Source organism: Sphingomonas gellani (assembly GCF_900110035.1).
GTDB classification, from domain to species: Bacteria; Pseudomonadota; Alphaproteobacteria; order Sphingomonadales; family Sphingomonadaceae; genus Sphingomonas; species Sphingomonas gellani.
Map to the genome: position 1 here is coordinate 1 of NZ_FOCF01000014.1, position 26,065 is coordinate 26,065.

At 68.6% G+C, this 26,065-nt stretch carries 27 protein-coding genes; 11 read left to right on the plus strand and 16 right to left on the minus strand.

Going from position 1 to position 26,065, the window contains the following annotated elements:
- Together BMX37_RS17640 and murI are read right to left on the minus strand one after the other, a co-directional pair.
- On the minus strand, positions 1-638 hold a 638-nt coding region (locus BMX37_RS17640), incomplete at its 3' end, for an aminotransferase class I/II-fold pyridoxal phosphate-dependent enzyme (RefSeq protein WP_139198152.1).
- 94 nt (positions 639-732) lie between these two features.
- Positions 733-1,530, minus strand: coding sequence for a glutamate racemase (murI, locus tag BMX37_RS17645; RefSeq protein ID WP_093667103.1), 798 nt, complete (start codon positions 1,528-1,530; stop codon positions 733-735).
- 145 nt (positions 1,531-1,675) lie between these two features.
- On the opposite strand from murI, the gene plsY reads away from it, so the two are divergent.
- The 3 genes from plsY to topA all read left to right on the plus strand — a co-directional run bounded on the left by plsY (position 1,676) and on the right by topA (position 6,135).
- Positions 1,676-2,281, plus strand: coding sequence for a glycerol-3-phosphate 1-O-acyltransferase PlsY (gene plsY / locus BMX37_RS17650; RefSeq protein WP_093667104.1), 606 nt, complete (start codon positions 1,676-1,678; stop codon positions 2,279-2,281).
- Positions 2,274-3,413, plus strand: a complete 1,140-nt coding sequence (gene dprA / locus BMX37_RS17655; RefSeq protein WP_093667105.1) for a DNA-processing protein DprA — start codon at positions 2,274-2,276, stop codon at positions 3,411-3,413. Before plsY ends, dprA begins: the two co-directional genes overlap by 8 nt.
- Positions 3,414-3,483: 70 nt before the next feature.
- Entirely contained in the window at positions 3,484-6,135 is a 2,652-nt protein-coding gene (topA, locus tag BMX37_RS17660) for a type I DNA topoisomerase (protein WP_093667106.1), read from the plus strand.
- A 65-nt stretch (positions 6,136-6,200) separates the two neighbouring features.
- Here topA and BMX37_RS17665 read toward each other — a convergent pair whose 3' ends face one another.
- Together BMX37_RS17665 and panC are read right to left on the minus strand one after the other, a co-directional pair.
- Positions 6,201-6,497 (minus strand): SEL1-like repeat protein, encoded by a 297-nt coding sequence (locus BMX37_RS17665; RefSeq protein ID WP_093667107.1) that lies wholly within the window; start codon positions 6,495-6,497, stop codon positions 6,201-6,203.
- Positions 6,498-6,604: 107 nt separating this feature from the next.
- Positions 6,605-7,459 carry a pantoate--beta-alanine ligase gene (panC, locus tag BMX37_RS17670; protein ID WP_093667108.1) on the minus strand — a complete coding sequence of 285 codons (855 nt, stop codon included), beginning with the start codon at positions 7,457-7,459 and terminating at the stop codon, positions 6,605-6,607.
- 119 nt (positions 7,460-7,578) lie between these two features.
- Here panC and BMX37_RS17675 point away from each other — a divergent pair, with 119 nt between their 5' ends.
- Complete coding sequence (locus BMX37_RS17675) at positions 7,579-8,391, plus strand: division plane positioning ATPase MipZ (protein WP_093667136.1); 813 nt, start codon at positions 7,579-7,581, stop codon at positions 8,389-8,391.
- Positions 8,388-8,648 carry a DnaJ domain-containing protein gene (locus tag BMX37_RS17680; protein WP_093667109.1) on the plus strand — a complete coding sequence of 87 codons (261 nt, stop codon included), beginning with the start codon at positions 8,388-8,390 and terminating at the stop codon, positions 8,646-8,648. Before BMX37_RS17675 ends, BMX37_RS17680 begins: the two co-directional genes overlap by 4 nt.
- Before the next feature lie 81 nt (positions 8,649-8,729).
- Here BMX37_RS17680 and BMX37_RS17685 read toward each other — a convergent pair whose 3' ends face one another.
- The 4 genes from BMX37_RS17685 to BMX37_RS17700 all read right to left on the minus strand — a co-directional run bounded on the left by BMX37_RS17685 (position 8,730) and on the right by BMX37_RS17700 (position 12,735).
- Entirely contained in the window at positions 8,730-9,263 is a 534-nt protein-coding gene (locus BMX37_RS17685) for a CarD family transcriptional regulator (RefSeq protein WP_093667110.1), read from the minus strand.
- 228 nt (positions 9,264-9,491) lie between these two features.
- Positions 9,492-9,833, minus strand: coding sequence for a ferredoxin FdxA (gene fdxA, locus BMX37_RS17690; RefSeq protein WP_093667111.1), 342 nt, complete (start codon positions 9,831-9,833; stop codon positions 9,492-9,494).
- An 81-nt stretch (positions 9,834-9,914) separates the two neighbouring features.
- Positions 9,915-10,238 carry an RNA-binding S4 domain-containing protein gene (locus BMX37_RS17695; protein WP_093667112.1) on the minus strand — a complete coding sequence of 108 codons (324 nt, stop codon included), beginning with the start codon at positions 10,236-10,238 and terminating at the stop codon, positions 9,915-9,917.
- Positions 10,231-12,735, minus strand: a complete 2,505-nt coding sequence (locus tag BMX37_RS17700; RefSeq protein WP_093667113.1) for a helicase-related protein — start codon at positions 12,733-12,735, stop codon at positions 10,231-10,233. The genes BMX37_RS17695 and BMX37_RS17700 overlap by 8 nt, the downstream gene beginning before the upstream one ends.
- 175 nt (positions 12,736-12,910) lie before the next feature.
- On the opposite strand from BMX37_RS17700, the gene BMX37_RS17705 reads away from it, so the two are divergent.
- Positions 12,911-14,404, plus strand: a complete 1,494-nt coding sequence (locus BMX37_RS17705) for a M23 family metallopeptidase (RefSeq protein ID WP_093667114.1) — start codon at positions 12,911-12,913, stop codon at positions 14,402-14,404.
- A gap of 27 nt (positions 14,405-14,431) precedes the next feature.
- Here BMX37_RS17705 and BMX37_RS17710 read toward each other — a convergent pair whose 3' ends face one another.
- Both BMX37_RS17710 and hisC read right to left on the minus strand, forming a co-directional pair.
- The gene (locus BMX37_RS17710) at positions 14,432-15,340 is read right to left on the minus strand and encodes a prephenate/arogenate dehydrogenase family protein (RefSeq protein WP_093667115.1); all 909 of its coding nucleotides are present in this window, start codon (positions 15,338-15,340) and stop codon (positions 14,432-14,434) included.
- Positions 15,340-16,452 (minus strand): histidinol-phosphate transaminase, encoded by a 1,113-nt coding sequence (hisC, locus tag BMX37_RS17715; RefSeq protein ID WP_093667116.1) that lies wholly within the window; start codon positions 16,450-16,452, stop codon positions 15,340-15,342. The genes BMX37_RS17710 and hisC overlap by 1 nt, the downstream gene beginning before the upstream one ends.
- Positions 16,453-16,630: 178 nt before the next feature.
- Here hisC and BMX37_RS17720 point away from each other — a divergent pair, with 178 nt between their 5' ends.
- The 5 genes from BMX37_RS17720 (at position 16,631) to BMX37_RS17740 (ending at position 19,997) form a co-directional block, all read left to right on the plus strand.
- A complete protein-coding gene (locus BMX37_RS17720; RefSeq protein WP_093667117.1) occupies positions 16,631-17,305 on the plus strand; it encodes a PAS domain S-box protein in 675 nt (224 codons plus the stop codon).
- Positions 17,306-17,377: 72 nt separating this feature from the next.
- Complete coding sequence (gene metX / locus BMX37_RS17725; RefSeq protein ID WP_093667118.1) at positions 17,378-18,511, plus strand: homoserine O-acetyltransferase MetX; 1,134 nt, start codon at positions 17,378-17,380, stop codon at positions 18,509-18,511.
- A complete protein-coding gene (locus BMX37_RS17730; protein ID WP_093667119.1) occupies positions 18,508-18,945 on the plus strand; it encodes a GNAT family N-acetyltransferase in 438 nt (145 codons plus the stop codon). The genes metX and BMX37_RS17730 overlap by 4 nt, the downstream gene beginning before the upstream one ends.
- 10 nt (positions 18,946-18,955) lie before the next feature.
- A complete protein-coding gene (gene metW, locus BMX37_RS17735) occupies positions 18,956-19,549 on the plus strand; it encodes a methionine biosynthesis protein MetW (protein WP_093667120.1) in 594 nt (197 codons plus the stop codon).
- 49 nt (positions 19,550-19,598) lie between these two features.
- On the plus strand, positions 19,599-19,997 hold the full coding sequence (locus tag BMX37_RS17740) for a response regulator (protein WP_093667121.1): 399 nt from the start codon (positions 19,599-19,601) through the stop codon (positions 19,995-19,997).
- A 43-nt stretch (positions 19,998-20,040) separates the two neighbouring features.
- Here the strand turns inward: BMX37_RS17740 and BMX37_RS17745 are convergent, their stop codons facing one another.
- The 6 genes from BMX37_RS17745 to BMX37_RS17770 form a co-directional block, all read right to left on the minus strand.
- Positions 20,041-21,594 (minus strand): PAS domain-containing protein, encoded by a 1,554-nt coding sequence (locus BMX37_RS17745; RefSeq protein ID WP_093667122.1) that lies wholly within the window; start codon positions 21,592-21,594, stop codon positions 20,041-20,043.
- Positions 21,594-22,151, minus strand: coding sequence for a single-stranded DNA-binding protein (gene ssb / locus BMX37_RS17750; RefSeq protein ID WP_093667123.1), 558 nt, complete (start codon positions 22,149-22,151; stop codon positions 21,594-21,596). Before ssb ends, BMX37_RS17745 begins: the two co-directional genes overlap by 1 nt.
- 7 nt (positions 22,152-22,158) lie before the next feature.
- Complete coding sequence (feoB, locus tag BMX37_RS17755; RefSeq protein WP_170842061.1) at positions 22,159-24,009, minus strand: ferrous iron transporter B; 1,851 nt, start codon at positions 24,007-24,009, stop codon at positions 22,159-22,161.
- A 4-nt stretch (positions 24,010-24,013) separates the two neighbouring features.
- A complete protein-coding gene (locus BMX37_RS17760; RefSeq protein ID WP_093667124.1) occupies positions 24,014-24,298 on the minus strand; it encodes a FeoA family protein in 285 nt (94 codons plus the stop codon).
- Positions 24,299-24,364: 66 nt separating this feature from the next.
- Entirely contained in the window at positions 24,365-25,087 is a 723-nt protein-coding gene (locus BMX37_RS17765) for a COQ9 family protein (RefSeq protein ID WP_093667125.1), read from the minus strand.
- Positions 25,084-26,013: a DMT family transporter gene (locus BMX37_RS17770; RefSeq protein ID WP_093667126.1), complete on the minus strand. Its 930-nt coding sequence runs from the start codon at positions 26,011-26,013 to the stop codon at positions 25,084-25,086. The genes BMX37_RS17765 and BMX37_RS17770 overlap by 4 nt, the downstream gene beginning before the upstream one ends.
- Between the last annotated feature and the right edge of the window lie 52 nt (positions 26,014-26,065).

Consider the following 26,065-nt stretch of genomic DNA (forward strand, 5'->3'; position numbering starts at 1 on the left):
AGGTCGCAGATCGCCGCGATCGGCGCGATGTCGCCGTCCATCGAATACACGCTCTCGAACGCGATCAGCTTGGGCGCCGCCGGATCGGCCGCGCTGAGCAGTTCCTCCAGATGGTCCAGGTCGTTGTGCCGGAACACCCGCTTCTCGCAGCCCGAGTTGCGGATCCCTGCGATCATCGAGGCGTGGTTCAGCTCGTCCGAAAAGATGATGCACCCCGGCAGCACCCGCGCCAGCGTCGACAAGGTCGCCTCGTTCGACACATAGCCGCTGGTGAACAGCAGCGCGCCTTCCTTGCCGTGCAGGTCGGCCAGCTCGCCTTCCAGGTCGATATGGTAATGCGTATTGCCGCCGATGTTGCGCGTGCCGCCCGACCCTGCGCCGACATCGTGCAGCGCCTCCTCCATCGCGGCGATCACCTTGGGATGCTGTCCCATCGCCAGATAGTCGTTGGAACACCACACCGTGATCGGCTTGGGCCCGTTATGCCCCGCAAAGCACCGCGCGTTCGGGAACATCCCCTTGTTGCGCAGGATGTCGATGAACACGCGATACCGACCCTCGGCATGCAGCCGGTCAATCGCCTGGGTGAAAACACGCGAGTAGTCGACTCGCGGCCCGTCGGTGGCCTCGATGGTCATGGGATGCGGGCATAGGCAGCAAAAGCGGCGCTTTCCAGCGGATTTGACCGGCCACACTGATCGAGGGGTTGGACAAATTGTCCCAGTGGCCCCGCTACAGTACCTCCGCGGGGCCGAACCGGCGCGCCGTCAACGCCGCGCCGATCAGCGCCTCACGTGGTCCAAGCGCGGTGAAGATCAGGCGGTGGAGCGGCAGTTCGACCGGCCAATCCTGCCCTGCGGTCAGCGAGGCGATGCGGCGCGCAATGCCCGGGCCACCATCCACGAAGCGCATGCCATCGGATGCGGCGGCGACCAGCTCGTCCTGCAACAACGGAAAATGCGTGCAGGCATTGACCACCACATCGATGCGGTCGCCGCCCGCCTGTCCGGTCAGCCCGCGCAACTCGGCCGCCACACGTTCCGGATCGGGCGGTTCGCCGGCCAGCTTCGCCTCCGCCATGTCGACCAGCGCCGCCGAGCCGTAGCGCAGCACCCGGCAATCCCCGCCGAAGCGTGCCGCCAGGTCGTCGACATAGGGCTGCCGCACCGTCGCCTCCGTTCCCAACACGCCGATGACGCGCGACACGCTCAACTGTGCGGCGACCTTGATCGCGGGGACCGTGCCGACCACCGGCACGTCCAGCGCCGCGCGCACCGCGGGCAGCGCGATGGTTGACGCCGTGTTGCACGCGATCACGACCAGGCGGGGGCGAACACGCTCCACCAGCCGCCCCAGCAACGCCGGCACCCGCGCCGCGATCTCCGCCTCGCTCTTGGTCCCATAGGGAAACCCTGCCGAATCGGCCGCGTAGACGATCGGGGTATTGGGGATCAGGTCCAGCGTCGGCGCGACCACCGACAGGCCGCCGACACCGGAGTCGAAGAACAGGATCGGTTGCGCGTCGCTCATCCGCGCCGGCGATGACCAAAGCGGATGCGCGGGTCAATGCGGCAAGCAGGGCCGGAGCGACCCGGTGCCCGGTGACCTTTAATGCAGCTTATTGCGAACAAGGCGTGATCGGGTCTATCCCACACACGATCTGGGGAGCGAACATTTGCAGACCGAAATCGTCTGGCTACCGCCAACGGGGGCATTGCTGCTCGGCTATCTGCTGGGCTCGATCCCGTTTGGCGTGATCCTGACGCGGATCGGCGGTGCCGGCGACCTGCGCCAGGTCGGCTCCGGCAATATCGGCGCGACCAACGTGCTGCGCACCGGGCGCAAGGGGCTGGCGGCGGCGACCTTGCTGCTGGATATGGCGAAGGGCGCGGTGGCCGTGCTGCTGGTGGAATGGCTGTGGCCCGGCCACGGTCCGGTCGCGGCGGCGGCTGCGTTCGTCGGCCATTGCTATCCAATCTGGCTGCGCTTTCGCGGCGGCAAGGGCGTGGCGACGCTGATGGGCGTCGTGCTGGCACTGCACTGGCCGTCCGGGCTGGTCTATGCCGCGGCGTGGCTGGGGCTGCTCGCCACGCTTCGCATCTCGTCGGTCGCCGGCATGGCGGCGGCGGTCAGCGCGCCGGTCAGCGCGGCGTTGACGGATCGGTTCGACCTGGTGCTGCTACTGCTCGCGCTGGCGCTCATCGTGCTGTGGAAACATGGCGACAACATCGAACGGTTGCTGACTGGCACGGAGCCGCGCATCGGCGAACCGCGTGACTGACGCCGCACGGGCGGTCGCTTCCTCCGCCAGCGACGCGCAAAGCCGGCTGCGGCTGATCCGCACGCCCGGCATCGGCCCGGTCACCTACCGACAGCTTGTTGAACGCTTCGGCGACGCCACGCGGGCGATCGAGGCGGTGCCGACACTGGCGCGGCGCGGCGGGGGCAAGGCGCCCGTCATCCCCCCGGCCGAACAGATCGCGCGCGAAATGGCGCAGGTCGAACGGCTCGGCGCGCACTACCTGTTCCTGGGCGATGCGGACTACCCGCCCTTGCTGGCGGAAATGGAGAACGCGCCGCCTGCGATCACAGCGCGGGGCGACATCGGCCTGGCGCATCGGTCCGTCGTCGTGGCGATGGTCGGCGCGCGCAACGCGTCCGCCGCCGCATGCCGCTTCGCACGCGGGCTGGCGCAGGAGCTGGCGGCCGGCGGGGCAGCGGTCGCGTCGGGGCTGGCGCGCGGCATCGACACGGCCGCGCATGTCGGCGCGCTCGGTCGGCAGGGCGGTGGTGGCACGATCGCGGTGATCGCGGGCGGCATCGACGTCGTGTTCCCGCCCGAAAACGCGCGGCTGCAGGACGAGGTGGCGGAGCGTGGCCTGCTGCTGGCCGAGATGCCACCCGGTACGGAGCCGCGCGCGCGCCACTTCCCGCATCGCAACCGCATCATCGCTGGATTGGCGCAGGGTACGGTGGTGGTGGAGGCGGCGCCCCGGTCCGGCTCCCTGATCACCGCGCGCCTGGCGGGCGAGGCGGGTCGCGAGGTGATGGCGGTGCCCGGCAGTCCGCTCGACCCGCGTGCGCAGGGCTGCAACCTGCTGATCCGCGACGGGGCGACGCTGGTACAGACCGCGGCGGACGTGCTGGACCAGATCCGGCCGATCGATTCGCGCGTGCTGCCGCTGCACGGGGTTCGATCCCCCGTCGACGGCTTTCACGGCGCCCCGCCCGAGGACGCGAGCGATGCCGCTCGCGTGCGGATAGCATCGCTGCTCGGGCCGGTGCCGGTCGCGGTGGACGAGCTGGTTCGCCAATCGGACTGGCCACCGGCCGTGGTCCACATGGTGCTGCTGGAACTGGAACTTGCCGGGCGGCTGGACCGCCATGCCGGCGGACGGGTGGCGCTCGCCTGACGGCCTCTCTTGACGCGCCCGCCACGCCCCTCATCTTCGCGCGTACACGTAAGGACACGAATCCTCCCCCATGCAGCTCGTCATCGTTGAATCCCCCGCCAAGGCGAAGACCATCGAGAAGTATCTCGGCGGCGATTACCGCGTTCTCGCCAGCTACGGCCATGTCCGCGACCTGCCGCCAAAGGACGGGTCGGTTCAGCCCGACGAGGGCTTCGCGATGGACTGGGAGACCTATGCCGACAAGACGAAGCAGCTGAAGGCGATCGCGGACGAGGCGAAAAAGGCCGACCGACTGATCCTGGCGACCGACCCCGATCGCGAGGGGGAAGCGATCAGCTGGCACGTGCAGGAGGTGCTGCGCGGGCGCAAGGCGCTGCCCAAGGACGTGCAGCGCGTCACCTTCAACGCGATCACCAAGCCGGCGATCCTGACCGCGATGGCGAACCCGCGCGAGCTGGATACCGACCTGATCGACGCGTACCGGGCGCGCCGGGCGCTCGACTATCTGGTCGGCTTCACCCTGTCGCCGGTGCTGTGGCGCAAGCTGCCCGGCGCAAAGTCGGCCGGGCGGGTTCAGTCGGTGGCGCTGCGCCTGATCGTCGGGCGCGAGCGGGAGATCGAGGCGTTCCGCGCGCAGGAATATTGGTCGGTATCGGCGCAGCTGGAACAGGACGGCACGCCCTTCGTCGCGCGGCTGGTCACCTGGAACGGCGACAAGCTGGACCGGCTGTCGATCGGTAACGAGGGCGACGCCAACCGTGCAAAGGCGGACGTGGAAGCAGGGCGATTCTCCGTCCAATCGGTGGAGACCCGACCCGGCACCCGCAACCCGCCGCCGCCCTTCACTACCTCGACCCTGCAGCAGGAGGCGGCGCGCAAGCTCGGCTTCTCCGCCGATCACACGATGCGGATCGCGCAGGGCCTCTACGAGGATGGCGCGATCACCTATATGCGGACGGACGGCGTGCAGATGGACGGGTCCGCCATCTCCGCCGCGCGCAAGGCGGTCGCCGATCGCTACGACGCCAGCTACGTCCCCGATTCGCCCCGGCAGTATCAGACCAAGGCCAAGAACGCGCAGGAAGCGCACGAGGCGATCCGCCCGACCGATTTCGGCCGCGACCGCGTCGGCGGCGGCGATCATGCGCGTTTGTACGAGCTGGTGTGGAAGCGCGCGCTGGCCAGCCAGATGGCCTCCGCCCGGCTGGAGCGGACCACGGTGGAACTGGCCGACGGCACCGGCCGCCACGTGCTGCGCGCGACGGGTCAGGTGGTGCTCTTCCCCGGCTATCTGGCGCTGTACGAGGAAGGGTCCGACGAAAAGGGTTTCCGTGGCAGCTCTGGGCAACAGCCCGATGCCGAGGACGAGGAGTCGCGCCGCCTGCCCCGCATGCGTGAGGGCGATGGGCCCGCGAAGAAGGGCGTGACCGCCGAGCAGCATTTCACCCAGCCGCCGCCCCGTTTCTCCGAAGCGTCGCTGGTCAAGCGGATGGAGGAGCTGGGCATCGGCCGCCCGTCCACCTATGCGTCGATCATCAAGACGCTGAAGGACCGCGCCTATGTCCGCGTGGAGAAGAACCGGTTCTTCGCCGAGGAATCGGGCCGGCTGGTGACCGCATTTCTGGAACGGTTCTTCGAACGCTATGTCGGGTTCGACTATACCGCCGAGCTGGAGGAGGAGCTGGACGACGTGTCCGGCGGCCGTGCCCAGTGGCAGGCGGTGCTGGAAGCGTTCTGGCGCGACTTCAAGCCGCGCACGGCCGAGGTGATGGAACAACAGCCAAGCGCGATCACCGCAGAGCTGGACCAGTTCCTCGCCCCCTATCTGTTTCCCGAAAAGGCAGACGGCAGCGATCCGCGCCTGTGCCCCAATTGCGGCGCGGGCCAGCTGGCGCTGCGCGGCGGCCGCTTCGGTGCGTTCATCGCCTGCTCCAACTATCCCGAGTGCAAATACACCCGCCGGTTCGCGCAAGCCGGCGGCGAAGATGGCGGGGATTCCGGCCCCGAGCAGCTGGGCCAGGACCCCGAAACCGGCCTGCCTGTCGAGCGCAAGTCCGGACGGTTCGGCCCATACATCCAGCTGGGCGAGGGCAAGGAGGCGAAGCGTGCCTCCATCCCCAAGGATGCGGGCGAACTGACGCTGGAACTGGCGCTGAAGCTGTTGTCGCTGCCGCGCACGATCGGTCAGCATCCCGAGACGGGTGAGCCGATCACCGCCTCGATCGGGCGCTATGGCCCGTATCTCGCCCATTCGGGCAAATATGCGCGGCTGTCGTCCACCGCGGAGGTGTTCGAGACGGGCATGAACGCGGCGGTGGTGAAGCTGGCCGAGGCGGCGGCCGGCGGTGGACGTCCGCAGCGCGGCGCCGCTCGCGCGCCGTTGAAGGAGTTGGGCAAGCATCCGCGCACCGAGGCGGAGATCAAGCTGATGGAGGGGCGCTATGGCCCGTACGTCACCGACGGCGAGACCAACGCCACCCTGCCGAAATCGATCACCCCCGACCAGCTGACACTGGAAGAAGCGGCGCAACTGATCGATGCGCGCGCAGCGGCGGCACCGGTCAAGGGCAAGAAGAAGACGGCGGCGAAGAAGGCGCCGGCCAAGAAGGCTGCACCGGCCAAGAAGACCACGTCCGCCAAGGCCGACGGCAAGCCGGCTGCGAGCAAAAAGGCGGCGGCCCCCAAGAAGACGGCTCCCAAGAAGGCGACGGGCGAGGCCTGAGGATCGGACCCCCGACCGCTCGGCTCGCTCACCCCCTTCGCGATCGGGGCCTCAGGAGCGAGGGATCAGGCGGCGCGGGCGCGGGTCGCGGACAGCCATGCGCGGGCGGACGCCTGTGCCGCGGCAATCTGCCGCGCCGACATGTCCTCGGCCACCTCGGCACGCGCGTCCTGCGCGCGTTCCACGCCGGCAACCGCCGCCAGGTTGAACCATTTGTGCGCTTCGATCAGGTCGATCGCGACACCCTTGGTGCCGGTCTGGTAGCAGACGCCTAGATCGAACAGGGCGTCGGAATTGCCGCGCGCCGCGTCGCGCAGGCGGCTTTCAATCAGGAACTGCGCGGTTTTGAGAGAATTGCCCATGATGTGCCTCGTTAACCATGGAGGCACATTGGACGACCGGGCGTCACGATTTGGTTAACGGCGTTCGCGCGTTTCTTCCAAAAATCGGCGCACGCCAACGACTTGAGTCATTCGGGAGCGGCCGGCACCTCGATGGCGAGATTGTCGATCAGTCGCGTGTTGCCGATGCGTGCCGCCGCGAGCAACCTGCGCGGGCGCGACGGATCGGGATCCTCGCCCAGCGTCTCGGCATCGGCCAGGCTGACATAATCCACATCGAACCCCGCCGCCGCCAGGGTGCCGCGCGCCTCGTCCAGCACCGTGACGGGGTCCTCGCCGCGTCCGATGGCTCGCGCCGCGATGCCCAGTGCACGGGGCAATGCCACCGCCCGCGCGCGGTCGCCCTCGTCCAGGTAGATGTTGCGCGACGACAGGGCCAGGCCGTCGTCCTCACGCTGGGTCGGCACGCCCACGATCTCGATCCCCATGTCGAGATCGGCCACCATGCGGCGGATCACCGCCAGCTGCTGGAAATCCTTTTCTCCGAAATAGGCGGCGTCGGGCCGGACCTGGTTGAACAGCTTGGTCACCACCGTCGCGACACCGTCGAAATGGCCGGGCCGGGCAGCGCCGTCGAAGCCCTCGCTGACGCCCGCCACGGAGATGGAGGTGGCGAAACCGGCCGGGTACATCTCCTCCACGTCGGGCGCCCACAACAGGTCGCAGCCGCCCTCCGCCAGCATCCGCGCGTCCGCCATCTCGCGCCGGGGATAGCGCGACAGGTCCTCGTTCGGGCCGAACTGACGCGGATTGACGAAGATGGATGCGACCACCCGCGTGCCGGGCCGGCGCGCCGCGTCGATCAGCGCCATGTGCCCCGCGTGCAGGGCCCCCATCGTCGGCACCAGCGCCACGCGTGAGCCCTCTGCCCGGAAACGGGACACCGCTTCCTTCAGCTCGGCGACACGCCGTATCGTCTGCACGCGCGATTCCCCCTTATTTCCAAGGCCGCGGGCTTCTATGGAAGGGCGTCCGACGGATCAACAAGGAACAACGCGTGCCCAGCGGGCCCGACCAGAAACCTGTCACCGACCAGCAGCCCTTGCCCGACGCCGGCAAGCCGCATGTCATCGTGTTCGCCAACGAAAAGGGCGGCACCGGCAAGTCGACCACGGCCGTCCACGTCGCCATCGCGCTCGCCGCGAAGGGGGCACGGGTCAGCGTGTTCGACCTGGATCAGCGCCAGCGCACGGTCGGCCGTTACCTCGACAACCGGGCGGAAACGGTTCGGCGCAGCGGCACCGCGCTGCCCATGCCGCGCCATGCAACCCATGCCGCGCAGAGCGACGACGCATTCGAGGAGACGTGGAACGACCTGTCGGCCGACGCCGACTTCCTGATCGTCGACACGCCCGGACGCGACGATCCCTTCGCGCGCACCGCGGCGATGCTGGCCAACACGCTGGTCACGCCGATGAACGACAGCTTCGTCGATTTCGACCTGATCGGACAGGTCGATCCCGAAACCTACAAGGTGACGCGCCCCTCCTTCTACTCAGAACTGATCTGGGACGCGCGCAAGACCCGCGCCCGCGCCGATGGCGCCACGATCGACTGGGTGGTGCTGCGTAACCGCCTGCAGCATATCGAGGCGCGCAACATGCGCCGCGTGTCGGATGCGCTGGGCCAGCTGGCGAAGCGGGTCGGGTTCCGCATCATTCCGGGCCTGGGTGAGCGCGTGATCTACCGCGAGATGTTCCCGGCGGGCCTGACCATGATCGACTCCCGGGAGTTCGGCGCGATGGGCCTGGGCCATGTCGCGGCGCGTCAGGAGCTGCGTGAGATGATGTCCGGGCTGCAACTGCCCGATCCCGCCGCGCTGCCCGTCTCCGCGCCCCTTGCAGCGACCGCATGAAGTTTCTCCTCGCGCTGGTCGTCATCTGGGCGGCCTGGCACTTTCTGGGCCGATCGCGGGCAAAGGTGCGGCCCGCCATCGCTGACGAGGTGGAGGCGCGGCAGGTGCTGGGCATCGACCGCGATGCCGATGCCGATGATATCCGCGCCGCGCACCGCCGGCTGGTGGCGCAGGTCCACCCCGATCGCGGCGGATCGGCCGAACTGACCCGCCGCGTCAACGCCGCGCGCGACCTGCTGCTGCGCCGACTCGGCTAGCAGGTACTTTTCAGCCGCCAGCCAACAAAAAGGGGCGGCCCGTCGCCGGACCGCCCCTCTTGTTCTGCACCGCACCCTGGATCAGGCCGCGGGCTTTTCCTTGTTGTAGATGGCGGCCGCGGCGCGCAGGATCTCCAGGATCTTTTCCTGCGCCTTCGGCTCGTCGATCTCCTCCATCGCCGCCAGCTCGCGGGCGAGGCGGCTGCACGCAGCCTCGAAGATCTGACGCTCGGAATAGCTCTGCTCGGGCTGGTCGTCCGCGCGGAACAGGTCGCGGGTCACCTCGGCGATCGAAACCAGATCGCCCGAGTTGATCTTCGCTTCATATTCCTGCGCACGGCGCGACCACATGGTCCGCTTGACCTTGGGCTTGCCCTTCAGCGTCTCCATCGCCTCGCGCATCGTCTTGTCGGAGGACAGCTTGCGCATTCCGACCGATTCAGCCTTGTTGGTGGGGACGCGCAGAGTCATGCGCTCTTTTTCGAACCGCAGGACATAGAGCTCAAGCGAGGTGCCCGCGATCTCCTGCTTTTGCAGTTCGATGACACGGCCGACGCCGTGCTTGGGATAAACAACATAATCGCCGACGTCGAAGGACAGTGCCTTGGCAGCCATTCAAGGACCTTTCCGGGTCATCCCCCATGCCACCGGAAGCGACACGAAGGCCGCCGGATCGGGCAGGAGAGAAAGGTGGTACGAGTTCACTCCACGCGGACGGCAAGACGATACACGCCCGCTGCAAGCCTCTGTACCACAACGGCAAGATTTTCGCCAGCCCGCATCGGGCAGCATCGCTGTCGCGAGCGGTCCCGAATCGGGGCCCTGTGTGGGCGCGTCAGGCGATCAGTCGCCCGTGCCCGGTTCCGGCGAGAAGAACTTGTCGTATTTGCCCTCCACACCCTTCATCGCGTCCGCGTCCGGCGGCGTCTGGTCCAGCTTGCGCGTGACGTTGGGCCATTGCGCGGAGAAGGTGGCGTTCAGTTCCAGCCACTGTTCCAGACCGGATTCGGTATCGGGCAGGATCGCCTCTGCCGGGCATTCGGGTTCGCACACGCCGCAGTCGATGCATTCGGACGGATTGATGACGAGCATGTTCTCGCCTTCGTAAAAACAATCCACCGGGCACACTTCCACGCAATCCATGTACTTGCAGCGGATGCAGGCGTCGGTGACGACATAGGTCATGGGATAAGGTCCTTGGGCCGCGTCTGGGGCCGCATTCGGAGATATGTTGCGGCCGCTGCTATGCCGCGTTGCACGTCCACGTCAATCAAGCGCTGGTTCATGCGAGCGGTTCTTATCTTTGCCGTCCGGTTCCGTGGACAATTCGCTGTAGCACGCGCGAGCCTCGGGCGCGGGGCCGCGCCGGGCCGGCAGCGCCTCCACCCGCACGGTGCGGACATGGCCGTGCGCGGCGAAGGTCAGCACGTTGCCGACCCGGACCGGCGCGTGCGCCCGGTCGATCAGCCGCCCGTCGCAGCGCAGGCGACCGGTCGCGGCCAGGTCCTGCGCGACGGTGCGCGTCTTGGCCAGCCGCGCGAACCACAGAAACCGATCGAGGCGCATGGTGACCGCGTTCGCGTCAGCCATGATCGCCCCATGCCGCCAGCGCAGCCCAGGTCCCCGTCGGCGCAACGCGCGGGGTGGCGGGCGCGGGCGGACGCCCCCGCCACACCCATCGCGGCGCGCCCTCATCGGTGTCGGACACCGGCTTGAAGCCGAGGTCCGCCATCAACCGAGCCAGTGTCGCCGGCTCCAGCCCGATCGATGTCGCCAGCGCCTGATCGGGCGCGAACGGTCGCCGCCCTTGCCGTGCGTCATGGGCGCCGCGTGCGATCCGCTCCACCAGGTCGACGCGCACCGCCTGCGCCGCCAAGGGCCGGAACCCGCTCGCCAGCATCGCGCCGGGCGCTCCCCGCGGCAGCACGGAAGCGCCCTCGCGCGGCAGAGCCAGCCGATCGCCCCGAATGGCGAGCAGGGCCGCCCGCCAGCGCGCCGCCGCCGGCTTCATCAGGCGCGGATCGAACAGGTCGAGCGCGCCGATCGTCACCCCCATGGCGCGCAGCCGCCGACGCTCCTCGGGCGTCAGCGCCTCCACCGACGCGCGCAGCGGCAACCGCTCGGCCAGCCCGCCGCGCGCCTCCAGCGCCGCGGCCACCACGCGCAGCGCGGGCGTGGCCGCGGGATCACGCGCCGCCGCCGCCAGCTTTGACAGAGCCGGCAGGTGCCGTGCGACATTGGCGGCCAGCCACCGCTCCAGTCGGGCGGCCACAGCCTGTCGCGATGCCGGCGACAGCGCGTCGAGCGCCCGATCAGGCACAAGGCGCGGGCGCGTCACAAAAGGTCCTGCCTCCAGCATGGCGACCGGTTGCCCGGCCCACAGGATCGTCGATCCGTCCAGCGCGAAATCCGCGTCGTCCGCCGCGACCAGCGCCTCCGCCCGCTTCGCCCGTTCGCCGCCCAGCCGCTTTTCCGCTGCCGCCAGCAACAACCGCTTGTCCGCGGCGCGCGCGTCCGGGGAAACGGTGAAGCGGAAACCGGCCAGCGTGCCGATCGGATGGTCCTCCACCATCACCTCCCCCTCCGGTCCGATCACCACCGGCAACAGCGACGCGTCGGCGCCGATCTGGCGGATCAGGGCCGTGGTCCGCTTGTCGACGAAACGCTGGGTCAGGCTGGCGTGCAGACCATCGGACAGCCGTTCTTCGATGGCGCGGGTGCGCGCGGCCCAGTGCGCCGGATCGGTCAGCCAGTCGGCACGGTGCGCCATATAGGCATAGGTGCGGATCGCCGCGACCCGCCCCGCCAGCGTTTCCACATCGCCTGCAATCGTATCGAGCCGCTGGATCTCGTCCGCGAACCATTGATGGGGGACGTACCCGTTGCCTTCCGTCAGGTTGCGGAACAGCCGCTCCACGAACCGGGTGTGCGGGTCCAGGCCCAGCTTGCGGAAATCGGGCAGGCCACATGCCGCCCACAGCCGCGCGACCCCGGCGGGGGTCCGCGCACGATCCCGTACCCAGGGCTCATCGGCCATGCGCTTCAACACGGCGAGGTCGACCGCCTGCGGCGCGGCGCGCAACACCCCCGGCTCCGGCCGGCGTTCCAGGTCGGCGATCAGCGCGTCGACGCTGGACAAGTCGGGGCGGCCCTCCCGCCAGAACATGGTCTCGATCCGGGGAAATCGGTGCGCCTCGATCGCGAACACCTCTTCGGGCGTGAACGCGCCCGGCCCTTCCTCGCTGACCGCGCCAAATGTCCCGTCGCGCTGGTGACGACCAGCGCGACCCGCGATCTGGGCCATCTCCGCCACAGTCAGCCGGCGGGTGCGGCGTCCGTCGAACTTGTGCAGCGAGGCAAAGGCGACATGCGCCACGTCCATGTTCAGGCCCATGCCGATCGCGTCGGTGGCGACCAGGTAATCGACCTCTCCCGCCTGGAACATCGCCACCTGCGCGTTGCGCGTGCGTGGGCTCAGCGCGCCCATCACCACCGCCGCACCGCCGCGCAGGCGGCGCAGCATCTCCGCGACGGCGTAGACCTCCTCGGCGCTGAAGGCGACGATCGCGCTGCGCTTGGGCAGGCGGCTGATCTTCTTCGCGCCGGCATAGCTCAGCGTCGAAAAGCGTGGCCTCTCGACGATCTCCGCCTCGGGCACCAGCGCACGCACCATGGGGCGCAGCGCTTCCGAGCCCAGGATCATCGTCTCCTCACGCCCGCGCGCGTGCAGCAGCCGGTCGGTGAACACATGCCCGCGTTCCGGATCCGCGCCCAGCTGCGCCTCGTCCACCGCCAGGAACGCGGCGTCGCGGTCCGTCGGCATGCTCTCCGCCGTGCACAGGAAGTATCGCGCCTTGGCCGGCACGATCCGCTCCTCGCCGGTCATCAGCGCGACCTGGTCGGCGCCCTTGATCGCGACCACGCGGTCGTACACCTCGCGCGCGAGCAGGCGCAGGGGGAATCCGATGATGCCGCTGGAATGACCGCACATCCGTTCCACGGCCAGATGCGTCTTGCCCGTGTTGGTCGGCCCCAGGACCGCAGACACGCCCCCGGATGCGAAATGGGCGGGGCGGGAACTGGCCATGGCCGCAACATTGGCAATCCGGCGAGCGGTTGCAATGGCTTATGCGCAATCGCTGCATCCGGCGCATGGGCGCCACGGCCCGTCGCAGCGGCCGCCCCTATTAGCGGCGGTTAATTTGACTTTAGCGACTCGGCTCCACACGCAAAGTGCATCGATCGGGGGGCGGTCACCCAAAGTGTTTCTGCGGAACGAGCATGGACTGGAACTGGCCGGGGCGGGCGCATCGCGCCCGGTGACGCCGGCTGCCTCTCCGTTCGGCCGCGCCCTGGTCCGCAAGCAGGACCTGCACCCGCTGGAGCGTCTGCGCATCGCCGCACAGCGGGTCGACTGGGTCCCCGACCTGGGCAGCCAGATCGGCAGCGCCGGCTGGTGGCGGGGCCTGCTCACCTGTGTCGGACTGTGCGCCGCGACCTGGGCGCTGTCGCCGGGCCTGCGGCCGGTGATCGGCGACGTACCCGCGCCGCTCGGCGGCACCACCGCGGACGAGGCGCGGGCGCAGGCGATCGCGCCGCTGGCCATGGGTGCCGACACCGGCCGGCGCATGGCCGCCAACGACTTGGCCGTGCCGCTGGCAGAGGCGCCGGAGCGACCGCAGATCGAACTGTCCGCTACGTTGGGTGAAGGCGACGACTTCCGCCGCATGCTGGAACGCGCGGGCGTCGGTCGTGCCGACGCGACCGCCGCCGCTGCGCTGGTCGGACAGACCGGCGAGCTGGGCGATATCGCGCCGGGCACGCGGGTGGCGCTGGTACTCGGCCGGCGGGCGAGCAAGATGGTGCCGCGCCCGCTCGAGGGGTTGCGGATGCGCGCGCGCTTCGACCTGAACGTCTCGATCAACCGCGGCGCATCGGGCCTTGCCATGACGCGTCAGCCGATCGCGATCGACCGCACGCCGCTCCACCTACAGGGGCTGGTCGGCAACAGTTTGTATCGCTCGGCACGCGCGGCGGGCGCACCGGCCAAGGCGGTGGAAACATATCTGAAGGCATTGGCCGACCGCCTGTCGATCGGACGCGACATCCACGCCGCCGACCGGTTCGACATGGTGATCGAACGCGAACGCGCGGCCACCGGCGAGACACGTACCGGCCAGCTGCTTTACGCCGGCATCGATGGCGCACGCAGCCGGACGCGGCTGGTCCGCTGGACCCTGGACGGAAAGGAAGGCTGGTTCGACGCCAATGGGGAGGTCGAACGGCGCGGACAGATGGGCATGCCGGTGGCGGGGCGCATCACCTCCGCCTTCGGCTGGCGCATGCATCCGCTGCTCGGCTTCACGAAGCTGCACAAGGGGATGGACATCGGCGCCGCCTATGGCTCCCCCATCTATGCCGCGATCGACGGCATGGTCAGCTTCGCGGGTCGCGCCGGCGGGTACGGCAACTTCGTCAAGCTGGCGCACCAGTCGGGTCTCGCCAGCGGTTATGGCCATATGAGCCGCATCGCGGTGCGCCCCGGTCAGCGCGTCGCACGCGGTCAGGTGATCGGCTATGTCGGCTCCACCGGCCTGTCGACGGGCCCGCACCTGCATTGGGAGGTGTGGAAGAACGGCCAGTCGATCAATCCGCGCTCGATCTCGTTCGACTCGATTCAGCGCCTGTCCGGCGCGAAGCTGGCGGCGCTGAAGGCGCGGGTTGCGCAGCTGTTGTCAGTGACGCCGGGACGCTGATCGCGCGGCCGCCGCGACGCCCGTGGATCAGTCGTGGGTGCGGCCGAAATCGGCGGCCGCGTCATCCTGGCCCTGTTCCACGATCGACCGGCGCACCGCACGCGTGCGAGTGAACAGGTCGAACAGCTCATCCCCCTTCCCCCAACGGATCGCCCGTTGGAGCGTGGCGAGATCCTCCGAAAAGCGCCCCAGCATCTCCAGCACCGCCTCCCGGTTGGTCAGGAACACGTCGCGCCACATGGTCGGATCGGACGCGGCGATGCGGGTGAAGTCGCGAAAGCCGCCGGCCGAATATTTGATGACCTCGCTTTCGGTCACCTGTTCCAGATCGGACGCGGTGCCGACGATGGTATAGGCGATCAGGTGCGGCAGGTGGCTGGTGATCGCCAGCACCCGGTCGTGATGGTCGGGCGTCATCCGCTCCACCGTGGCGCCCAGCCTGCGCCAGAATTCCGCCACCCGCTCCACCGCCGGCTCGGCCGTGCCGTCGACCGGCGTCAGGATGCACCAGCGATGGCGGAACAGCGTCGCGAAGCCCGCCTCCGGCCCGGACCGCTCGGTGCCGGCAACCGGATGGGCGGGCACGATCGCATGGTCGGGCAGCGCCGCCGCCAGAGAGCGCGCGACCTCCGCCTTGCAACTGCCGACGTCGCTTATCACCGCCTCCGCGGGCAGGTCGGGCGCGATCTCCGTCCCCACCGCCGCGATGGCGCGCACCGGCACGCACAGGATCACCAGATCGGCGTCGATCACCGCCGCGCCGGGCGTTTCCGCGACATCGTCGACGAGATCGATGCGCAGCGCCGTGTCGCGTACCGCCGGATCGGCATCATGTCCGGTCAGCCGAACGGTCGGCATGGTCGCCCGCACCGCCCGCGCCACCGACGATCCGATCAGCCCCAATCCGATGATCGCGACACGCCCGAACGGCAGCATCAACCCGCCTCGGCCACCGTGTCGCGCACCATGGCGCGCAGCGCCGCGATCACGCCCCGACATTCGTCCTCGGTACCGATCGTGATGCGCAGGCCATGGCCCAGCCCCTGTCCCGGCAGCCAGCGGACCAGATACCCCGCCTCCATCAGGCCGGCGTAGGCCGCCTCGCCGGTCAGCGCACCCTCGAACACGATCAGCACGAAATTCGCCTTGGACGGCACCGCGCGCAGGCCGGCATTGCCCATGCTCGCGATCTCGTTCGCGAACCAGTCGCGCCAATGCGCATTGTGCGCACGCGTTTCCTCGACGAAGCCGTCGTCCGCCAGCGCGGCCACTGCCGCATGCTGGCCCGCGGACGTGACGTTGAAGGGCGCGCGGATGCGGTGCAGCGCCTGCACGATCGGCTGCGCGGCATAGCCCCAGCCGATCCGTTCGGCGGCCAAACCATGGATCTTGGAAAAGGTGCGGGTGACGAGCACGTTGGGCTCCGTCATCGCCAGCGCCAGGCCGGCATCGTCCTCCTCCGGCTCCAGATATTCGGCATAGGCCTGGTCCACCACCAGCAGGATGTCGCGGCGCAGCCCGGCATGCAAACGGGCGATCTCCTGCCGCGATGCAAAGGTGCCGGTGGGGTTGTTCGGGTTGGCGACGAACACCACCCGCGTCCGTTCCGTCACCGCCGCCAGGATCGCGTCGACGTCGGTGGCGTAATCCTTGTCCGGCGCGATCACCACCGTCGCCCCCGTCCGGCGGGTCGCGATCTCGTACACGGCAAAGCCGTAGCGGACATGGATGATCTCGTCGCCGACTCCGGAAAAGGCACCGGCCGCCATGTGCAACAGCTCGTCCGATCCGGTGCCGTAGATCACGCGTGCCGGGTCCAGCCCGTACTTCGCCGCGATCGCCTCGCGCAGGATGGTCGCGCCGGCGTCGGGATAGCGGGCCAGGTCGCGGCGCGCGCCCTCGAACGCGGCGACCGCATCGGGCGACGTGCCCAGCGGGTTCTCGTTCGACGACAGCTTGACGACCTTGCGCCCGTCATCGGTCGTGGCGCGCCCCGGAACATAGGGAGCGATGGCGGCGATCCAGGGCTTGGGAGCGGGTGTGGTCATGGCGCGGGCTTAACGCGGTGCGGCGTCGCAGGAAAGCGTTGCCGGGTTCGCCTCGACCTGCTTCCGCCCGCCGCGGCAAGATCACCGCAAGCGAAAGACAACGTTGTTGGCCGACAAACGAAATGTCGGCTGCTTAGAGTCTTGATCCTGCTCAACATTTCGGGAACATCCGAAACCCATGTACGCCGAAGGACAGACGCTGGGCCAATGCCTCTCAGATGCGGACGGCATCATACTTGCGGCGGATGCGACGTTTCTCGATCTGCTCGGCCGCGATGCGAAGGAGGTTGCCGGGCGTCACGCCATGGAATTCACCTTTGCCCCGGATCGGACGGTCAACGCCCCCATGCTCGAACGGCTGGGACGCGAGGATATCCCCTTCACCATCACGAAGCGCTTTGTACGCGCCGACGGGACGTTGTTGTGGGTCACCAACCACGTCGCGGCCGTCAGCGACGGGACCGGTCTGCGTCGGATCATCGCAACCAGCCGGCAGGTGGAAAGTCCCATCACCGTCGGCCTGATCGGGCGCAATCTGGCGGCCGCAAGGCGCCAGTTACGCGATCTGGACCGGGCGAAGCGGGCGTTCGGCGCCGACCTGATCGTCTCGCCGCCCTGGGAACTGTTGCTGCAACTCTATCTGGCCGAGGTGGAGGGCGAGCCGATCAGCAGCGAGGACTTGTCCGACCGCGTGCATCTGACGATCGACATGACGCTACGCTGGCTGGAAGTGTGCCGGATGCGCGGCTTGATCGAGACGGAGGACGACGCCCCAATCGCCCCGGACGGCCTGGTGCGGGTCACGCTGCAATGCCAGACGATGCTGGACGGGGTGCTCGCCGCGAAGGGCTGATCCGCCCGGCCCGTCGCAAAGCGGGCGCGCGTGTTTGACCGGCGGCGCACGGACGCTAGACGCTCAGGCACGATGATCCACGACCAGCGCTTCGGCCTTCAGCGCCACGTCGCCCTGCCCGGGCCGCTTCTGCTGGACGGGGGCGGCCGGCTGTCGCCCGTCGAGATCGCGTACGAAACCTATGGTGCGCTCAGGCCGGACGGCGGCAACGCGGTGCTGGTCTGCCACGCGCTGACCGGCGACCAGCATGTCGCCAGCGAGCATCCGCGCACGGGCAAGCCCGGGTGGTGGACGCGCATGGTCGGCGAGGGAAAGCCGATCGACCCGTCCCGGCACTTCGTCATCTGTGCCAATGTGCTCGGCAGCTGCATGGGATCGTCGGGTCCGGCCAGCGCCGATCCGGCCGGCACCGGCCCCTATGCCATGGCGTTTCCGGTCATCACCATCCGCGACATGGTGCGCGCGCAGGCGATGCTGCTGGACCATCTGGGCGTCGGCACGCTGGCGGCGGTGGTCGGCGGTTCGATGGGCGGGATGCAGGCATTGTCCTGGGCCGCGACCTTTCCCGACCGGGTGCGGTCCTGCGTCGTCATCGCCTCCACCGCGCGCCACTCGGCGCAGAACATCGCGTTCCATGAGGTGGGGCGCCAGGCGATCATGGCCGATCCGAAATGGCGCGGCGGCGATTACTATGCGGCCGGTGATCAGCCGGCAGCCGGATTGGCGGTGGCGCGCATGGCGGCGCACATCACCTATCTGTCGGAGGCTGGGCTGACCGAGAAGTTCGGGCGTCGTCTACAGGCCCGCCCCGACAACCCGACGGGTGCCAAGAGCTTCGGCTTCGACGCGGACTTCCAGGTGGAAAGCTATCTGCGTCATCAGGGCATCCAGTTCGTGGACCGGTTCGACGCCAATTCGTACCTCTATATCACCCGCGCGCTGGATTATTTCGATCTGGCGGAGGAGCATGGCGGACGCCTTGCCGATGCGTTTCGGGGCACCGCGACCCGGTTCTGCCTGGTCAGCTTCGACACCGACTGGCTGTATCCCACCGCCGAATCCCGCCGCATCGTGCAGGCGCTGAACGCGGCCGGCGCGGCGGCCAGTTTCGTGGAGCTGTCCAGCCCCTATGGCCATGACGCCTTTCTGCTCGACACGCCGGGACTGTACCGGGTCGTCGACGGCTTTCTGAAGGCGGCGGCATGAGCGACCTGACCTATTCCGACGATCCCGCCCGGTTGCAGCGCGACCGGGTGCATGGCTGGCTGGCATCGAGCTACTGGTCGCCAGGCATTGCGCCGGCGCTGGTCGACCGGGCGATCGCCGGATCGCATCCGCTGGGCGTATATGCCGGCGACCGCCAGGTCGCGTTCGCCCGGATGATCACCGACCATGCGACCTTCGCGTGGCTGGCCGATGTCTGGGTCGACGAGGATTGGCGCGGGCGCGGCATCGGGCGGCGCATGGTGCAATGGTTCCTGGATCATCCCGATTTCGCCGGACTGCGCCGCATTGCGCTCGCCACCGCCGATGCGCACGGGGTCTATGCCGCGCTCGGTTTCCAGCCCCTTCTGCGCCCAGGCCGGTACATGGAGCGACTGTCGCCAGACGCCGCCGCCGCGCTGGCGGCGCAGGGTTGAGGACGCACGCATGAGCCTTCGTCCCGATCTCGCGATCATCGCCGATCATATCGGCCACCGCGCGCATGTGCTGGACGTCGGCTGTGGCGATGGCGAGTTGATGGCCGCGTTGCGGGACAACAAGCAGGCGGACGCACGCGGGCTGGAGATCGACCCCGGCAACGTCGCCGCCGCCGTCGCCCGCGGCTTGTCGGTGATCCAGGGCGATGCCGACCGCGACCTGGCCGACTATCCAGACGCCAGTTTCGATTATGCGATCCTCAGCCAGACGCTGCAGACCGCCCGCGCGCCCGACGTCGTGCTGGACCATCTGTTGCGTATCGGCCGGCGCGCGTTCGTCAGCTTTCCCAACTTCGCACACTGGCGGGTTCGGCTCAGCCTATTGTGGGGCGGGCGGATGCCGGTCACGGGGCTGCTGCCGGAACAATGGTACGATACGCCCAACATCCACCACGTCACCATCGACGACTTCCGCGCCTTTCTGAAAGCGCGCGGCATCGCGGTGGAGGGGGCCTGGTTCCTGTCGCGTGGCCGCCGCACCACATCGGCCGCTGCCAACGCCTTTGCCGAACATGCGGTATTTCTGCTACGCCGCCCGGACTGATCGACAACAGACCGGAACCAGATAGCGTCGAGGGGGTTGGGTGGCCACTGTGGCAAAGACGGCTCTTATTGTCGAAGACGAGATCTTCGTGGCGCTCGATCTGGAACGCATCCTCATCGACGCCGGCTATCAGGTCGCAGGAATAGCCGCCGATCGCGCCAGTGCTCTGGAGGCGGCTCCGCTCGCCAACTTCGCTTTCGTGGACGTCAACCTGCGCGACGGGCCGACCGGGCCGGATATCGCGCAGCGGATCGCCGCCGATTACGGGATCAAGGTGGTGTTCGTCACCGCCAACCCGGCACAGATCGGCGATCCGGACGGTGCGCTGGGCTATATCCGCAAACCGTTCAGCGAGGCCGCGATCCTTGCCGCCGCACGGTTGGCGGATGAGGGACCACCCGTCGCGAATGACGACCTGATCCCCCTACAGGCGTCGAACGCCGGCTGACCGTCACGCTGGCCGATCATCGCCAGCCTGATCTTGTGACCGTTTACAGCGTGACCGGCTGGCGGCTGAACGAGGCCACCGGCGCATGCACCACGACCTCCAGCCCGCTCGCGTGCCAGTTGCGGGTCAGCGTTCCGCCCAGCTGACGCACCGTGGACAATTCGATCAACTGCGTGCCGAATCCGGTCTTGCCGGTCGGTTGCGTGACGACCGGGCCGCCCTCTTCGCGCCAGGTCAGCTCGATCTGGTCACCGTCCCGACGGGTCGCCACCGTGACGCGCCCGTCTGCCGTGGCAAGCGCACCGTATTTCGCCGCGTTGGTGGCAAGCTCATGGAAGAACAATGCCAGCGGCGTCGCGGAACGGTCGTCGATCGAAATGTCGGGGCCGGTCACCGCCAGCCGCTCGCCCGCACCATAGGGCGCGATCAGTTCGCGCAGCAGCCCGTGCAAGCTGTCCTGTCGCGCAGTGGGTCGTGATTGCGGGCTGTGCGGCCGCACGAAGTCGTGCGCGCGCCCGAGTGCAATGACCCGATCGCGCAGATCGGCCGCGACGCCGGAAAAGTCGGGACGCGCGCGCGCCGCCAGGGTGATGAGCCCGGACACCACGGCAAAGATGTTCTTTATCCGGTGCGACAGTTCCTGGCTGACGATCTCCCGCTCGTCCGCCGCCAGCTTCTGTTCGTGAATATCCGTGCACGTCCCGAACCAGCGGGTGATGTGGCCGTTGGCGTCACGGATCGGCAGCGCTCGGCCCAGCACCCAGCGATAGGTCCCGTCATGATGACGCAGGCGATATTCGATCTGGTACGGATCGCCCGTCGCCAGCGAGTGCCGCCACCGCGCCCATGCCCGATCCTGGTCCTCGGGATGGAACATGCCGTTCCACGCCTCGCCGTCCGTCGACCCCGGTGCCATGCCGGTGAACTCGTACCAGCGGGCGTTGTAGTAATCGTGATAGCCGTCGGGCAGCGTCGACCAGACCATCTGCGGCATGGTGTCGGCCAGAGTATGGAACCGCGTCTCGCTGTCGCCCAGCGCACGCCGCGCATCATATTCCGCATGCCGCCACGCCGTGGCGTCGCGCGTCTCGCGCAGCCGCGCCAGCACCGCGGAGGCGAGAGTCGAAAGTCCCTGCCGCTGTAGCGGAGTCAAACCCTCCGGCCGGGGTGATCTGTCGATGACGCACAAGGCGCCCAGCGGAACGCCGGCGTCCGTGACCAGCGGCGCCCCGGCGTAGAACCGGATGCCGGGATCGCCCGTCACCAGCGGATTGTCGGCATATCGCGGATCGGCGGACGCATCGGGCACCACCATGACCTCGCGCCCCAGCATCGCCTCCTGACAGAAGGACTGCTCCCGCGGGGTTTCCGTCACGTCCAGTCCGGTGCGCGCCAGGAACAGCTGCCGCGCGTCGGTCACTACGCTGACCAGCGCGATCGGCACGCCGCACAGCGCCGCGGCGAAGTCGGTGATCTGCGTCAGGCTGCGCGAGTCGTTCAGGCGCTGAAGGTCATAGGCAGCGATCAGGGCGGCGCGCGCCGCCTCATCGAACGCCCAGTCGCCGGCCCTCATGCCCGCGACACCCGTGTCGCTCATCAGAACGGCACGTCGTCGTCGAGGTCGTCCGCGAAGCCGCCGCCGAAGTTCTGGCCGCGACCGCCGCCGGCACCACCGGAGCCACCGCCGCTGTTCCCGCCGCCGCGTCCGCCGCCATAGCCGCCGCCACCGCTGCCCCCGCCGAAGTCGTTGCCGCCGCCGAAATCGTCACGACCGCCGCCGCCCTGGCCGCCCTGACCACCGCCGGGCCCGTCGAGCATGGTCATCACCGATCCCGGCCCCTGCAACACGATCTCGGTCGAATAGCGGTCCTGACCGTTCTGGTCCTGCCACTTGCGGGTCTGCAACTGGCCCTCGATGTACACCTTCGATCCCTTGCGCAGATAGCGTTCGGCGACCCCGGCCAGCCCTTCGTTGAAGATCGCAATGGAATGCCACTCGGTGCGCTCCTTGCGCTCGCCGGAGGTGCGGTCCTTCCACGATTCGGATGTGGCGATGCGCAGGTTCACGACCTTGCCGCCATTCTGGAACGACCGCGCTTCGGGGTCGCGCCCCAGATTGCCGACGATGATGACCTTGTTGACGCTGCCTGCCATGTGCCCCTCAAAGGCCCGCGGCGACCGCGAGCCAATATGTGATCCCGGCCATGATGTAGGCGGCGGCGAACAAATAGCCAACCATGAACGCCGGCCACTTCCACCCGTTCGTCTCGCGCCGCGTCACGGCGATGGTGGAGATGCACTGCGGCGCGAACACGAACCACATCAGGAACGCGAGCGCCGTCGGCAGCGTCCAGCGGCCGCGCAGTTTCTCCGTGATCTTGTCCTCGCCACCGGCGGAGGTGTCGTCGATCGCGTACACCGTTCCGATCGCGGACACCGCCACTTCACGCGCCGCCATCGCGGGCAGCAGGGCCAATGCGATGTCGCGGTTGAAGCCGATCGGACGCACCAGCACCTCGATGCCGTCGCCGATCCGGCCGGCGACCGAGTAATCCACCGGCGAGATGCCGCTGTTCGCCGGCGGCTTGGGGAAGGACAGCAGCAGCCACAGCACCAGCGTGGTCGCGGCGATGATCGTCCCCGCCCGCTTCAGGAAGATGACCGCGCGCGTCCACAGGCCGATGGCCAGGTCCTTCAGCTGCGGCATCTGGTATTTGGGCATCTCCATCATGAAGCCAGAAGAGGCGCCCTTCGTGACCGTGCGGCGCAACACCAGCGCCGCGAAATACGCGCCCGCGATCCCCATCACCAGCAGGCCGAACATCACCAGCCCCTGCAACCGAACGAAGGGCATCACCTCCCGGTTCGGAATCATCGCGCCGATAATCAGGGTATAGACCGGCCAGCGTGCGGAACAGGTCATCAACGGCGCGATTAGGATGGTGGTCAGCCGGTCCTTTTCATCCTCGATGGTGCGGGTCGCCATGATGCCGGGCACCGCGCAGGCAAAGGACGACAACAGCGGAATGAACGCCCGCCCCGACAGGCCGACCGTCGCCATCAGCCGGTCCATCAGGAACGCGGCGCGGACCATGTATCCCGACGCCTCCAGCACCAGGATGAACAGGAACAGGATCAGGATCTGGGGCAGGAACACGATCACCGCGCCGACCCCGGCAATCAACCCGTCCGCCAACATCGATTGCAGGAAGCCGTCGGGCAACGCCGCCTTCACCGCCGCCTCCAGCCACGCGAAGCCGCTATCGATCAGGTCCTGTGGCACCGCGGCCCAGCTGAACACCGCCTGGAACATGACAAACAGAACCGCGACCAGCAGCATCGGGCCGATCACTGGGTGCAGCGCGATCGAGTCGGCCATGTTGGCCCAGCGGCGCGCTGGCGCCTCCGACACCACGGCCGACGCCGCGATCTGCCGCGCGCGTCGTTGCAACGCGCCGCCGGTTTCCAGCGTGCGAGGTTCGGCATGCGGGGCGCCGCCGCCGATCGTGTCGGTCAATTGCGCCTTCAGATCGTCCAGACCGCGCTTGCGCACCGCGACCGTGGGGATCACCGGCACGCCCAGGTCGCGCGACAGCGCGGCGGGGTCGAGCACCAGTCCGTCCCGCTCCGCCAGATCGACCATGTTGAGCGCCACCACGACCGGCAGGCCCAGCGCGATCAGTTGCAGTGCGAAGCGCAGGTGGTTGTCCAGATTGGCCGCGTCAATCACGACCACCAGCGCATCCGGGCGCCGTTCCAGCGACCCCTTGCCGGTGACCACGTCGCGGGTCACGCGTTCGTCGGGGGACGAGGGCTCAAGGCTATAGGCGCCGGGCAGGTCGACCAGCTCCACCGGGCGACCGTCATCCAGCACCAACCGACCGGACTTCCGCTCCACGGTGACGCCGGGATAATTGCCGACCTTCTGCCGCGCGCCGGTCAGCGCGTTGAAAAGCGCGCTCTTGCCGGCATTCGGATTGCCGACGAGCGCCACCAGCGGCGCCGCATTCATGATGTCAGGCGATGGCCGCCACGGACAGGGGCGCCACGTGGATCGTGTCAGCGACCGCACGACGCAGCGCGACGGTCATGCGACCGATGCGGCATGCGATCGGCCCTCGGCCCAGGCTGGCGCGGTGCAGCACCTCGATCCCGACGCCTTCGTCGAAACCCAGTTCGCGCAGGCGGCGCGCCTCTGCCTCAGCCAGGCGGTTCCAGTCGATCGACGCCACCGTACCTCGCTGCCGACGGGGCAGCTTTTCGAGGGTCAGCGCAGCGCGGATGGGAGTGGACAGATCCATGACTGCGACTGATTATCAATAACTGACCCCGCACGCCAGCCCCAAATGCGTCGCGTTCGCGAAAACTCAAACGACCGGATAACGCAGCCGCCCAACGAAGCGCGACAGGCTGGGGCGATAGATGGCGCGGTTGACGAAGCCGGCCTTCGCCTTTTCGAACCGCATGATGCCCTCGATCCGGCGCGCCAGGAACGCGCGGGTGTCCGCCCATCCCTCGCTCTCGTCGTCCAGGAACACGGTGATGGTCGCGCCGTACACGCCGAGCAGGATGCCCCGCTTCGTGTAGTGGTTGTAATCGGTCGCGGTGTCGCCGGCGCGGCGCCAGATATGGTCCACCGTGCGCCATCCCAGCCGGGTGGCGAACGCGACGTTGGTAGGCAACGCCAGGATGGCGAGCGCGCGCCGCAGCGCGTCGCGATGCGGCGCGGCGAAGGTCAGCCGCGCCTCCACCAGCCGGGTGATCCGTTCCCGGATCTTCATCCTGGCGATCGCCTCGGCCGGCAATGCTGCGTCCATCGCCGCATCCATCGCCGCAAACCACGCATCGATCATCGCAGTCGGGCCGCCGGCAAAGGCGAGTCGCGCCACGTCCCGGTCCACGCCCTTCGCATCCGCTGCATAGTGCAGCGCCTCGTCACCCCAGCCGTCGAACGCCGCGTTGGCGGCGATGTCCGGCGCAAGCAGAGCGCGCACCTCGTCCAGCGTCAGGTCGACGGTCTCGGCGGAGGACACGCCGGCGCCAGGGTTCAGGGGATCGGCGGGCGACTGAATGTCGGCGTGCGGAGTCATCCCGCCAACCTAGTCTTCCCCGGCGCGGGCGCAACCTGCGGCCCGCGCCGGACCAGCACCAGCGCGGCGGCGACCATCGCCACGCCGATCAGGTCGGGCGCGCCCAGCCGCTCGCCATAGATCGCCCACCCGATCGCACCCGCGACGATCGGCTGGATCAGCAGCGCGATGCCGATCACCAGCGGCGACAGCTTGCCAAGCGCGTAGATCATGCACCCCTGCCCGATCAGCTGGCTGACCAGCGCCAGTCCCACCAGCGGCCACCAGTCGCCCGGCATGATCCGTTCCCCAAGGGCGGCGGCCAGGACGAGAAGCGGCAGGATCGACGCCAGGCTGGACAAGGTCAGCGCCGGCAGCGGCGTCAGCACCGCCCGGACCCGCGCCATGGTGATGAAGTAGACCGTGTAGAGCAGGCCGGCGAGCACGCAGAGCAGGTCGCCCAGCAGATGCCGCGGATCCATCTGGTACGACCGTCCCATCAACAGCACAGCGCCGGCGGCGGCCAGCAGCAGCGCCAAGCCCTGATGCCGGGTCGGCCACGACCGCGCGACCAAGAAACCGTAGATCGGAAAGATCAGCGTCGCGCAATTCCCGAACAGGGTCGCGTTGGCCAGCGTGGTATGCAGGATCCCGACGTGCCAGCTGCCCAGATCCGCGGCAAAGGCGACTCCTCCGCCCACCACCAGCGCGGCGAGCCCGAACGGCAGGCGCGCCGGCCGTGCGCCGCTTCCCAGCGACAGCACCACCAGCACCGGTGTCGCCAGCGTGATGCGCCAAAAGGCCGCCGCGACCGGCCCGGTGTCGGCCAGACGGACAAACCATGGCCCGAAGGCGAGCGCGATGTTCGCGACGGCGACCGCGATCAGCGCGACCGGTGAAACATTTGCCTCGGCAACAGTTTTACTTGGCACGGTGCGCGGATGCATGCCGCTCCCTACCGCCCTATCTCCCCCGCTGACAAACTGACGGATCGCCTCT